The sequence below is a fragment of the Streptomyces sp. NPDC059443 genome, from assembly GCF_042750105.1.
GTDB lineage: Bacteria > Actinomycetota > Actinomycetes > Streptomycetales > Streptomycetaceae > Streptomyces.
Window position 1 is genome coordinate 62,208 of sequence record NZ_JBHYVM010000025.1, and the last position, 11,433, is coordinate 73,640.

Here is an 11,433-nt window from a genome sequence, read left to right on the forward strand (position 1 = left end):
GCCACAACACCTGATCCGCCGGATCCTACTGACGGCTGAGCCCCTAGCGGACCAGCGCGAAGGTGCCGGACGCGACGGCCGCGCCCACGGCCGCTCCTACGAGGGCCTGGGCGGGGGTGTGGTCCTTCAGCTCCACCCGGGACCAGCCGACGGCCGCGACCAGGGGGCAGGCGAGGAGCGCCCAGGGCCCGTAGGTCATGGCGAGCATGGCGACGCTTCCGCCGGCCACGGCCGCGTGCACGCTGATCTTCCAGACGGGGGTCACCGCGAGGAGGACCGCGGGAGTGACCAGCATGGCCGCGATCAGCGCGGTCATGGTCCGGGGAGCACCGAAGGCCCACAGCAGCAGGATGCCGGTGGTGACCGAGGAGACGACGAAGGTCAGGACGATGACGCGCTGTTGACGCTGGCCGGCGTGCCGGTCGGTCCAGCGGCCGCGGCGGATGCCGTAGTTGATGAACGCCAGCGGAAGGACCGCGGTGAACAGGCAGCCGAGGAGGCCCCAGCCGACCCCGGCGAGGCGGCCCGTGTGCCAGCCGATGAGGAGGGTGTCGGCGACGATCCAGGTCTTGGGGGCGAGCCCGTCGGTGAACAGGCGGGCGGTCCGGGATTCACCGGGCCGGGTGATCGTGGCCGTCACGCCGTGGTCTCCCGCGTAGTCTCCCGCGTGGTCGCGGTGAGGAACTCGTCGGCCACGGGGGAGTGGTAGATCCGGGCGAGCTGGATGAGCCGGTCCACCTCGGTGGTGAAGTCGAGGTCGTCGATCCCCTCGGTGCCGGGCTTGCGCGTGTTCGCGGCGGGCAGGGCGCCGCGTCCCTTGGTTTCGCGCGCTGCCCGCATCCAGAGGGCTTCGGCCGCCGGGCTCGTCTCCGGGTCGAATCCCGCCCGACGCGCGGCGGTCCGCGCCCGCTCGCGGATGTCGGCGGCGGCGTAGGCGTCGAGGGCCAGGGCCGCGTCGCGGATCTCGATCACCCGCCGGTACAGCCGCAGGCGCGGGCTGCGCAGGAGTCCGGCCTTGAGGACGATGTCCGGGGTGACCGCGGTCAGGTCCTGCCAGAGCGGCTGGAGCTGCCGGTGGTGACGGCCGTCCTGGACGGTCCGCCAGGCCACGCCGAAGGCGGGGATGCTGCTTCCTACGAGGATGAAGCCGATCGCCATGTACTTCAGGACATCGGTGGCGTTGTCTACGGCCACGTCGCTGGTGCTGTCCGTGAGGCCCACGAGGCGGCTCGTCATGTACCCGGCCCGTACCAGGGTGTAGAGGACGCCGATGGCGGTTCCGATGCCCATGAGGCGCACGCCGGTCCGGAGCCATCGGGCGCTGGCGTGCCGCGCGCTGCCCCAGAAGAGCCGGGTGGCGGTGGCCATGGCGATGCCGAGGTAGACGACGAAGACGAGGTAGTAGACGGTGGCCCAGCCGTGGCCGACGTTCTCCTCGAAGAAGTCGGCCGCTTCGTAAGGGCGCGGGACGAGGAAGATGAAGAGCACCGCCATGACCGTCATCGCGGTCAGGGCGACGTAGTGGCGGGTCCGCGGCCGGCGGCCGGTCTCCGGGCGGGCGATGGCGACGACGAACTCGACGACCGCGCCGGCCGCGATCATGCCCAGCCAGTGTTTGACGAGGGTGGAGAGGTTGTTGATTCCCGCCCACTCGTCCAAGCCGCGTATCACCTCGGGGAGGCGGAGCGTCATGGAGAGGGTCAGGGCGGCGAACGCCGTCCACAGGGCCCGCTGTTTGGCGGTTCGCAGGGCTGAGGGGAGGCGCCAGAGCGTCACCGTCCACAGCATGACCAAGACGGCGATTTCGAGATGCTTCACTTTCACGACCACGTGTTTCGAACGGGGTGCCCGAGGGCGTCATGGAGGCGAGCGAGACGGTCCTCGGCCTCGCTGGAGGTCGACTGCGTCGTGTAGCGGCCGGCGCGCTCGTGGATGAGCGTGGCCAGGGTCTCGGCCTGGCGCTCCTGCGGGCTGGCGAACTTGCTCCGCCCCATGAGGTGCGCCAGGCGCTCGATGTCGAGGCCGAGTTCCTCGTCGATCGATTCGGTCCTGCGGGCCACGCTCCTGATCCGGGCCGCCTCGGCGCGGATGACCGAGGCCACGGGAAGCTCGGGCCGGTCGAGACCGGAGACGGCCGTCTGGGTGCGGGTCAGCAGGCGCTGGAAGTGCTCGGTGGCACGGGCGATCTCGTGCTCCGACGGCTGTTCCGGCATGTCGAGCTCGGGGGCGACATGACCGAGCAGCATGTGGGAGATCTCGTGGAGGACGATCTGCACCTTGAGGATCTCGGCCGCGACGGCGTCGTAGAAGACGAGGTCGGCCACCTCCAGGCCGAGCCAGATCCCGCACGGCAGGGCCGGATCGGGCGGACCGTCGAGAGGCAGCAGGATCAGCGGCCGGCCGCGCTGCTCGGCTATGCCCTCGCAGAAGACTTCGAGGTCGAACGGCTGGGGGATGACGAGCTGGTCCGCGACGGCGGCGCACTGCGCGTCGGCGCGCTTCCACCACCGCATAGTCGCCCTTCCCGCCCGTTGGCCCGCACCGGCGCGAGGCTCAACAGCCCGTGTCGTTCGGCTGTTCGCGCTCCCGATCGTTTTTGAGAGTAACGGGAAGCACACGCGTGGCCGACAGTGGACGTACCGACCGACCGAAAGACCCTTGTTTGTGCGGGCCGTGTGACTGATTCGCGTCTCAGGTTTCCTTGCGGCGGCGACGGCGGGGCTTCACGTCCGGAAGCCCTTCGGCCTTCCGGAGCTGCTTGATCAGGCCGGTGACGGAGCGCATGGACCCGGCGGACAGCCCGCTGAGGCGGAAGGCCGCGGCCTTGACCTCCTCGTCCTCCAGGACCTGGGCGAACTCGTCGGCCGCCGCCGCCCTGCCCATCTCCTCGCGGAGCCGCGTGATCCGCTCCTCGATCCGCTGCTCGATGGCCTCGGCGTTCTCGCCGTCGGCGAGGTATCCGACGGTGACACCGAAGAAGTTGGCGATCGCGCGGATCGAGTCGATGCCGGGGTTCGGGTTGTTGTTCAAGCGGATGGTCTGGACCGTGCCGTGCGAAACGGAGGGGCCGGCCAGCTTCCTCGTGCCGTCGGCGATCTCCTGGTACGTGTACGGGCCGCGGCCCGCCGGGTGGATCGTCTCGATCAAGAAGCCGAGGCGGTCGCCCATGGTGTCTCGGCGGCCGGTGGGGGTTTCCTCACCCATCACCGTCACTGCTCCTGTCTACTGCCGGATCTCGTGGTCCACTGCTGGACCACAGCCCTCATTGTCTACCGAACTAGATGGATGTCGCCACACTGTCCAACGAATTGCGTCTACCCCGCTAGCGGCCGTCCGTGAAAGTGACCCACACCACGGCGCCGCACGAATACCCCGCACTTCCCTTGACAAGGCCGGTGTCCGGCGACGTATCTTCATCCAGCCATCTAGCCCACTAGATGATGTGGCACTCGGTCGCTCGACGGTTCACGTCTAGTCTGCTGAGTGTCGATGCTGATGGGCGAGAACGTGGGCTGAGGTACGGGGGTCCTCAGCCCACGGTCGGCGCAGAGCTCGCCGGTGGCCGCGGTGGCCGCGGTGGCCGCGCCGGTGCGGAGGTCAGTACTCCACCGTCAGGGCGAGCTGGCGGTCGCGGTCCTGTCTCAGGAGCTGCGGGATGGCACCGCTCGGGGCGACTCCCAGTTCCGATATGAGCAGTTCCCGGTAGCGGCGGTACCGGCGGTGCGCGTCGGCGACCTCGCCGACCGAGAGGCACGATTGGACGGCGATGCGCCGGGGGCCCTCCCGCAGCGGGTCGGCCTGGGCGGCAGCGTCGGCCAGTTCGAGCGCCGCGGAGTGCTGCCGGTGAAGCAGGAACGTTTCGGCGAGCCGCTCCAGCGTCTGGACCCGCTGCAGCTTCCACTTCTCCTGGAACGGCACGAGCCAGTCGTGGTCCCAGCTGTACAGCAGTGGGTGGCGCAACAGGCTCCACGCGTGCGGCGGACTGTCGCCGCCGCTCGCCGCCCCGCCGGCCCGTGACACGGCGGACACCAGAGCGGAGGCCGTCCGGTAGTCGACCTCGACCTCATCGGCCAAGGTGATCGTGGTGTTGGAGGCCCGCAGCACGGCTCCGGCCGTAGCCTGGTTCAGCCGCCACAAAGTTTGGCGTAATCGCGCCCCTGACCGGGCGGGCGGGACGTCCGGCCAGAGCCTGGCGGCGAGCTCCCCGCGCCCCACCGGGCGGTCGCCGATCGCCAGGGCCGCCACGAGCCGTTGCTGGATGTCGCTGAGATCGGCGACCCGTTGGTCCGTGCGGCAGACAAAGCCTGGCAGCAGCGATATGCGCACGATGCCGGAGCCTGTGGGATTCATCGCACCTCTCGGGTCGTCCGACGGGTGGTTGGCCCGCCGACTGGGTGTGTCGTTGATCTCCGGTGCCGATATCCCCGTGCAATTCACATGAGCTTCACAACAGCTGTGGTATGAGCGTGAAGCACGGCATGGAGATCGTCAACACCCCCGAGTGGCCGGTTCAAGCCGCTCTGAACTCCCTTCCAGACTCCTCCGGACTCCTTCCGGATTCCTTCCGGACTCCCTTCCGGGGCAGGGCCCGTCCGCGCGCGTATGTCCCGGCCGCCGTTCCGGCACAACCCACATTTGTGGGGTTGTTTCGCCGATCCGCCGCGCGCAGTCTCGGTTGCATCCCCGATCGATCGGACACTGCGAAAGGTGGAAGACATGTCCTTCAACTCCCTGGAGGCGCTCCGTGCCGCCGGCGTTGTCGGCGGCACGATGGCGCCCGCGCTCGAAGAGTTCTACGCGAGCCTGACCCCTGAGGAGACCAACGTCCTCATCTCCACGAAGACCCGCCTCGCGGCGATCCTTCCGGACGTGGCCGCCCACTCCCAGGAGTGGTCCTCGCCCGAGGCCACGAAGGAGGGCTTCGACGCCGCGATGCTGTGTGCCTGCGGCCTCTGGTCGGGCTCGGGTCAAGCGGAGCAGTAGGAGAGCAGTTCACGGGCGGGGCCCGGCGGCCGTTCGCGTCGGGCTGCGCCCGTGCCACCCCAGGGAGGAGGCGGGATGCGCGGGAATCTGGTCCGGAACCTGTCGTTGTTCGATGTGCCGCAGGGCCTGACGTACTTTGTGCACGGCGAGGACCACCTCGTGGTCAATCCGGAGGTGGCCGCACGGTGCGTCCTGACGGGGCGTGAGTTCCTGGTCCTCCAGGTGCTGGCCGCCGCCCGGGCGCGCGGGGAGCAGCCGGTGCTGGAGCCGGACAGCGGGACGGAACGCGCCCTCGCCAAGCTGATCTTGAACTGGATCGTCTACTTCAACGGCAACAGGCCCACGGTGCGGCTCTCCGAACCGCCCCTGAACGTCGCCTACTACGCCATCACCGACGGCTGCAACCTGCGCTGCCCGTACTGCTACGCCTCCTCCGAGAAGTGCCTCCCGGGCGAGCTCTCCACCGCGGAGTCCCTGGACCTGGTCTCGCAGCTCGCCGACTTCGGCACCGGGACCATGATCTTCACCGGCGGCGAGCCGATGCTGCGCAAGGACCTGTTCCAGATCGTGGAGCACGCCAAGAGCCGCGGCATGAAGTCGAACATCATCACCAACGCGACGATGATCCGGAACGCGGCGACGGCGCAACGGTTCGCCGAGCTCTTCAACGCCGTCACGGTGAGCCTGGACGGAGGAACGGCCGAGACCCACGACCGCACCCGCGGCAAGGGCTCGTTCGCCAAGACCCACCGGGCCATCCAGCTGCTCAACGAAGCGGGCGTGAAGCCGGCCATCAACCACATCGTCACCTCGGACAACGTCGACGAGCTGGAGGGCTTCGCCTCGTTCCTCGACGGGATCGAGATCCACAGCGTCCGCCTGATGAACCACAACGACCTCGGCCGGGGCGCGAGCGACGACGACGACTTCGGCTGGCAGGACCACCTACGGGTGCAGCAGCTCGTCTGGACCTCACCGGTCGCGGGCAAGTTCAAGCCCGACGGGCCCAGGCCGGTCTCCCCGTGCTCGGTCAAGGGCAACTGCGGGATGGGCGGCCACGAGATCTACATCAACTCCCTCGGCGACGTCTACCCGTGCAAGCTGGTCACCAGCAAGGCGGACCACGCCGGCAACATCAGGAAGCAGCCGATCTCCGAGATCTTCGACAGCCCGGTCCTGACCTCGATGCGGCGGAGCACGGTGTTCGGCGGGGAGTTCCACGCCGACTGCGAGAAGTGCTACATCAAGGCCGCGTGCGGCGGCGGCTGCCGGGCCGCGCACATGTCGGAGTCCGGGGACCTGCGCCGCAACAGCCGGCACCTGTGCCGGATCCTGCGGCACGGCGTCACGACGCAACTGTGGACGGAAACGGGCGTGACCCGCGCCCAACTCGCAGCCAGTGACCTCGACATGACGGTGCCCCGGATGGTCGACACCGGCGAGGTGCACGAGGTCCACGAGCAGTGGAAGACCTACGTCCGCACCCCACAGCCCGCGATCAAGGTCGGCGAACTCATTCCCATCATGCCGGTGAACAGGAGGCTGGGCGATGTCCCTGCACATCAGTGACGCGGTCATCTGGCAGGAGACCCCGGACGGCGTCTCGCTCTACCACACGGAGTCCGGCGACTTCCGGACCCTGAACGCGACCGCCGCACAGATCTGGGTGCTCGTGGAGAGCGAAGAGGACCGCGAGACGGTCAGCGGGAAGCTGGCACTGCTGTTCGCCGGTCACAACCCCGTGATGACGAAGCACATCCGCGCGGAGGTGGACGCGTTCATCAGCTCCCTGGTCGAGGCCGAACTGCTGGAGGAGACCTCGGAACAGCCGGCCGGTCGCCCGTGACCAAGGCCGTCGTCCTCGGCGGGGGCTTCGCGGGCGTCCTGGCGGCCACGGTGCTCGCCCGGCACGCCTACGAGGTCACCGTGGTCGAAGGCGGCCGGTACCCGGCGGGCCCGGCCCCCCGGCCGGGACTGCCCCAGGCGTTCCACAGCCACGTGCTGGTGACCGCCGGCGCCGAGGCCCTGGAGACGCTGCTCCCCGGCACGCGGGCGGCGCTGGCCGCCCGTGGCGCGCACCGGCGCGGCCTCTCCGACGGCGCCCTGATCCTGAGCGCGGGCGGCTGGTTCCGCCGCCACGAGACCGGCGCCTTCCTGATCTCGTGCAGCCGGTGGCTCATGGACCACGTCATCCGCGAGCGGGCGCTGGCCGGTGGCGCGGTGTCGGTGCGGGAGCGTACCCGGGTCCTGGGGCTGGCCGGGGACGCCTCGCGCGTCACCGGCGTCCGCGTCGCGCGCGAGGACGGCTCCACCGAGACCCTCCGCGCCGACCTCGTGGTGGACGCGACGGGCCGCCGCTCACGGGCCCCCCGCTGGCTGGCCGCGCTCGGCGCGCCCCCCGTGGAGGAGGAGGTGGTCGACCCGGGACTGGCGTACTCCACCCGGATCTACCGGGCCCCCGCCGCCCTCGCCTCCCACATCCCGGCGATCATGCTGCACCCGGACCCGCACCCGCGGAGCGGCCGCCCCGGCCACGGCGCGACGCTGTTCCCCGTGGAGGACGGCCGGTGGACCGTCACCCTGACCGGCACGCGCGCCGCGGCGCCCCCGGCCGACGGGCAGGGCTTCACCGACTGCGTCCGCGCGCTGCGCTCACCGGTCCTGGCGGAGCTCCTGGCCGAAGCCGAACCCCTGGGCGCCGTACGCCCGTTCCGGGCCACGGCGAACCGCCGGAGGTACTTCGAACGTCGGCCCGGACCGGAGGGCTTCCTGGTCCTCGGGGACGCGCTGGTCGCGGTCAACCCGGTCCACTCCCACGGAATGTCCGTCGCCCTGCTCAGCGCCGTACGCATCGACCGCGAGCTGGCGCGCGGCGGCGCCGGACCCGGCGCCCTCCCCGCGCTCCAGGCCGCCGTGGCGGAGGTGGCGGACACCTCGTGGCGGATGGTCATCGAGCAGGACCGGGGACCCGCCTGCGGGGAAGGCGCCGCCGCGGCCGCCGGGCACCGGGTACGGGCCCTCATGTCCCGGGCCGTGCTCGGCAACCCGGCGCTGCTGACCGACCTCTTCCGCACGCAGACGCTGCTTCCCCCGCGGACACGGACCGCGGCGGACCCGCCCCCGCACCCCGTGCCGTCCGCCGCGGCGAGGCCGCCGCGCGACACCGACGAGGCGGTCGCGCAGTTCCCCGTACTCGCCGAGTGGTGGTTCTCGGGGCGCCGGACACTCCCTGAGCCCGCCCTGGAGGAGAGCCGTGGCCACTGACGGCGTACCGCTGATCCCGCACTCCGTGCTGTTCGGGAACCCCTCGTACCTCGTTCCCGAGATCTCGCCGGACGGGACCCGCCTGCTCTACCTGGCACCGGAGGAGGGCGTCCTGAACGTGTGGACGGCGCCGGTGGACCGGCCGACCGAGGCCAGGGCCGTGACGCACGACCGGGGGCGCGGCATCCGGACGTACGGCCTGTGCCACGACGACCGCACGCTGTTCTACCTGCGCGACGGCGACGGAGACGAGAGCTGGAAGCTGTACCTCGTCGACCTGGTCACCGGCGAGGAACGCTGCGCCACACCCTTCGACGGCGTCCAGGCGCGCGTGCTGGCACACAACCGGTGGCACCCCGGCACCATCCTCCTCGGACTGGACAAGGACCGGCCGGGGCGGCACGACGTCTACCGCCTGGACCTGCCGACGGGGGCTCTCACCAAGGTCGCCGAGAACCCCGGGTACCTGAGCTGGATCATCGACACCGACCTGCGGGTCCGCGGGGGCACGGCCCTGAAGCCCGACGGCGGCATGACCGTCCGCCTGCACCCCGCGGACGCGCCCGACCGCGAAGGTACGCTCCCGTGGCTCGACGTGCCCTACGAGGACGCCATGGGCACGCGCGTCATCGGCTTCGCACGCGACGGCGCCACCTGCTACCTCCTGACCTCCCTCGGGGCCAACGCGAACCGCCTCCACGCGGTGGACGTGGCGACGGGACGGCGGACCCTGCTCGCCGAAGACCCCGTCTACGACGTCAAACAGGTCGAAATGGACCCGCTGACCCGTACGCCGCAGGCCGTGCTGTTCGCCAAGGACCGCGACGAACGGGTCTTCCTCGATGAGGAGTTCGGCGAGGACGTCGGGCGGATCCGCGCCGCGCTCGCGCTCCAGGAGATCGACGGCGAGATCTACATCGACCGCACCGACCGCTCCGGACGGCTGTGGACGGTCTCGGTGGTCACCGGAGCCGGCCCGGTCCTCTACTACGTCCACGACCGCGCGGACGGCACTCTGCGCTACCTCTTCAGCCACCACACGGAGCTCGAACGGTACCGGCTGGCCAGGATGGAGCCCTTCGCGTTCACCGCGCGCGACGGGGTCGCCGTGCACGGCTACGTGACCTGGCCGCCCGGAGCCGACCGCAAGGCCCTGCCCGCGGTGGTCAACGTGCACGGCGGGCCGTGGGCCCGCCACACCTTCGCCTTCGACGAGGAGGCCCAGCTCCTGGCCAACCGCGGCTACGCGTGCGTACAGGTCAACTACCGGGGCTCGACGGGCTACGGCAAGCACTTCCGCAACCTGGGCGCCAAGCAGTGGGGCGCCGCCATGCAGACCGACCTGCTCGACGCGCTCGGCCACCTCGTCGCCGAAGGGAGCGTGGACCCCGCACGGGTCGCGATCATGGGCTGCTCCTACGGGGGCTACGCCGCGCTGGTCGGCGCGGCCTTCACCCCGTCCGTGTTCAGCTGCGCGATCGCCCTGTGCGGTCCGTCGAACCTGCTGACGATGCTGGCGGCCGGGGCGCCCCAGCGGACTCCGCTGCGGGCGTTCATGCACGCCCAGGTCGGAGATCCGGACACCGAGCGCGAGATGCTCTGGGAGCGGTCCCCGCTGTCGCGGGCCGAAGACATCCGCATCCCGGTCCTCGTGGTCCAGGGCGCCAACGACATCCGGGTGCCCCGGCAGGAGTCCGAGCAGCTCGTCGCGGCGCTGGAGGCCAAGGGGCTCCCGTACGAGTACCTGCTGTTCCCGGACGAGGGCCACGGCCTGGCCAGACCCGCCAACCGGCAGGCCTACTACGCGGCCGTCGAGCGGTTCCTCGCCGCCCACTTGGCGTGACCCCGCCGGGGCACCCCGCCGTCCGGTGGGCGGGTTGCCGTCACCCCGCGGTCAAGGCCGCCCGCAGCAGGTTCGGCAGGTGCAGGCGAGTCTCCGCCTCCTCGTGCGAGGCCCGGACGAGCCCGCAGGCCATCAGCGCGCCCAGCTCGTCCACCACCTGGGTCAGCGGCCGGCGCAGCGCCCCGGCCGCCTCGGTGACCGTAGGCGGCCGCTCGAACCGCACCAGCTCCTCCAGGACCGCCCGCCGGGCGGCGTCCAGGTGCTCGAAACCGGACCGGATCATGGTGCCGACCGTCCCGGGAACACCCGCCGACCACGCCGGGACCGGCAGATCGAGCAGGTCCGGCGCGGGCGCGTCCGCCAGCTGGGCCAGACCGAGCACCCGGAACCTCGCGGCCACCGCCTCCAGGGCCACGGGCAGCCCGTCGAGCCTGCGGCACAGCAGTACCACCGCGTCGGCGTCCTCCCGGCCGAGCGCGAACCCCGGCCGGACCTCCGCGAGCCGGTCGACGAGCAGCCGCACCGAGGGCACCGGGGCCAGCGCCTCCAGCGACCTGGTCGCCTCCCAGTCGGCACCCGGCGTGGCCAGCGGCGGGACCACGGTCCCCTGAACGCCGGCGACGTGCCACGGCGCACGCGAGGTGCTGACCACCCGGACCCCCGGGCAGTGCGTCAGCAGCTCCTCCACCCCGGCCCCGCACCGCACGTCGGCCACCCCGTCGAGCACGAGCAGCACCTCACGGCGGCCGATGAGCCGGCAGACGGTGGAAACGTCCTCCGCCCCCGATTCGACCAGCAGCCGCAACGAGGTCATCACCGAGCCGAAGGCCGTGCCGTGACCGTCGAGGGCCATCGTTCCCGACCCGATCCACAGCACCGGCCACCCGCGGCGCGCACTCAGCCGCGCCGCCATCTCCGCGGCCACCCGCGACTTCCCCACCCCGGGCAGCCCGGACACGGAGACCATGCGGCGGTGGTCCGACTCCAGCCCGCCCGCCATCGCCCGTACCTCGGTGTCGCGCCCGATGAGGGCGTTGACGGGCCGGGGCACGGTGAGACCGGGGTCGCCCCCGGCCGGCCCCCGCTGCTGGGTGCCCAGGGCGGCGGTGATGAAGAGCTCCCGGGGCAGCCCCCCGAGCCTCAGCGCGTCCGCGAGCAGCCGGACCGTCTGCATCCGCGCGTTCACCCGGCCCGACTCCAGGGCGCGGATCGTGCGCGGGCTGATCGTCGACAGGTCGGCGAGCGTCCGCTGGGTCAGCCCGGCCTGGACCCGCTTGAAGCGGAGCAGTTCGGGAAACGAAGGTGCCTCGGCCTCGGCCCTGTGAACCATGGGCGGGAGCGTA

General features: G+C 71.3%; 11 protein-coding genes. 5 read left to right on the forward strand and 6 right to left on the reverse strand.

Annotation, left to right across the window (positions count from 1 at the left end; all coding sequences use genetic code 11):
• Positions 1-43: 43 nt before the first annotated feature.
• The 5 genes from ACFXDJ_RS23465 to ACFXDJ_RS23485 form a co-directional block, all read right to left on the reverse strand.
• Complete coding sequence (locus ACFXDJ_RS23465; protein WP_384658852.1) at positions 44-640, reverse strand: hypothetical protein; 597 nt, start codon at positions 638-640, stop codon at positions 44-46.
• Positions 637-1,818, reverse strand: coding sequence for an MAB_1171c family putative transporter (locus tag ACFXDJ_RS23470; protein WP_384658849.1), 1,182 nt, complete (start codon positions 1,816-1,818; stop codon positions 637-639). The genes ACFXDJ_RS23465 and ACFXDJ_RS23470 overlap by 4 nt, the downstream gene beginning before the upstream one ends.
• Positions 1,819-1,820: 2 nt before the next feature.
• Positions 1,821-2,513 carry a hypothetical protein gene (locus ACFXDJ_RS23475; protein ID WP_384658846.1) on the reverse strand — a complete coding sequence of 231 codons (693 nt, stop codon included), beginning with the start codon at positions 2,511-2,513 and terminating at the stop codon, positions 1,821-1,823.
• A 178-nt stretch (positions 2,514-2,691) separates the two neighbouring features.
• Positions 2,692-3,204: an XRE family transcriptional regulator gene (locus ACFXDJ_RS23480; RefSeq protein WP_384658843.1), complete on the reverse strand. Its 513-nt coding sequence runs from the start codon at positions 3,202-3,204 to the stop codon at positions 2,692-2,694.
• Positions 3,205-3,597: 393 nt separating this feature from the next.
• Positions 3,598-4,350 (reverse strand): BTAD domain-containing putative transcriptional regulator, encoded by a 753-nt coding sequence (locus ACFXDJ_RS23485; RefSeq protein ID WP_384658841.1) that lies wholly within the window; start codon positions 4,348-4,350, stop codon positions 3,598-3,600.
• A gap of 366 nt (positions 4,351-4,716) precedes the next feature.
• Here ACFXDJ_RS23485 and ACFXDJ_RS23490 point away from each other — a divergent pair, with 366 nt between their 5' ends.
• From ACFXDJ_RS23490 to ACFXDJ_RS23510, 5 genes are all read left to right on the forward strand, one after another.
• Positions 4,717-4,983, forward strand: a complete 267-nt coding sequence (locus ACFXDJ_RS23490) for a StsA-related sactipeptide RiPP (protein WP_384850192.1) — start codon at positions 4,717-4,719, stop codon at positions 4,981-4,983.
• 75 nt (positions 4,984-5,058) lie between these two features.
• Positions 5,059-6,552, forward strand: coding sequence for a StsB family radical SAM/SPASM domain sactipeptide maturase (gene stsB / locus ACFXDJ_RS23495; RefSeq protein WP_384658836.1), 1,494 nt, complete (start codon positions 5,059-5,061; stop codon positions 6,550-6,552).
• Positions 6,533-6,829: a PqqD family protein gene (locus ACFXDJ_RS23500; protein ID WP_384658833.1), complete on the forward strand. Its 297-nt coding sequence runs from the start codon at positions 6,533-6,535 to the stop codon at positions 6,827-6,829. Before stsB ends, ACFXDJ_RS23500 begins: the two co-directional genes overlap by 20 nt.
• Positions 6,826-8,247, forward strand: coding sequence for an NAD(P)/FAD-dependent oxidoreductase (locus ACFXDJ_RS23505; RefSeq protein ID WP_384658831.1), 1,422 nt, complete (start codon positions 6,826-6,828; stop codon positions 8,245-8,247). Before ACFXDJ_RS23500 ends, ACFXDJ_RS23505 begins: the two co-directional genes overlap by 4 nt.
• Complete coding sequence (locus ACFXDJ_RS23510) at positions 8,237-10,090, forward strand: S9 family peptidase (protein WP_384658828.1); 1,854 nt, start codon at positions 8,237-8,239, stop codon at positions 10,088-10,090. The genes ACFXDJ_RS23505 and ACFXDJ_RS23510 overlap by 11 nt, the downstream gene beginning before the upstream one ends.
• A 40-nt stretch (positions 10,091-10,130) precedes the next feature.
• Here ACFXDJ_RS23510 and ACFXDJ_RS23515 read toward each other — a convergent pair whose 3' ends face one another.
• Complete coding sequence (locus ACFXDJ_RS23515) at positions 10,131-11,420, reverse strand: helix-turn-helix domain-containing protein (RefSeq protein WP_384850195.1); 1,290 nt, start codon at positions 11,418-11,420, stop codon at positions 10,131-10,133.
• Between the last annotated feature and the right edge of the window lie 13 nt (positions 11,421-11,433).

Coding starts and splice junctions, on each gene's coding strand:
- ACFXDJ_RS23475 (WP_384658846.1), bottom strand. CDS start 2,513: ATGCGGTGGTGGAAGCGCGCCGACGCGCAGTGCGCCGCCGTCGCGGAC.
- stsB (WP_384658836.1), top strand. CDS start 5,059: ATGCGCGGGAATCTGGTCCGGAACCTGTCGTTGTTCGATGTGCCGCAG.
- ACFXDJ_RS23515 (WP_384850195.1), bottom strand. CDS start 11,420: ATGGTTCACAGGGCCGAGGCCGAGGCACCTTCGTTTCCCGAACTGCTC.
- ACFXDJ_RS23480 (WP_384658843.1), bottom strand. CDS start 3,204: ATGGGTGAGGAAACCCCCACCGGCCGCCGAGACACCATGGGCGACCGC.
- ACFXDJ_RS23500 (WP_384658833.1), top strand. CDS start 6,533: ATGTCCCTGCACATCAGTGACGCGGTCATCTGGCAGGAGACCCCGGAC.
- ACFXDJ_RS23490 (WP_384850192.1), top strand. CDS start 4,717: ATGTCCTTCAACTCCCTGGAGGCGCTCCGTGCCGCCGGCGTTGTCGGC.
- ACFXDJ_RS23485 (WP_384658841.1), bottom strand. CDS start 4,350: ATGAATCCCACAGGCTCCGGCATCGTGCGCATATCGCTGCTGCCAGGC.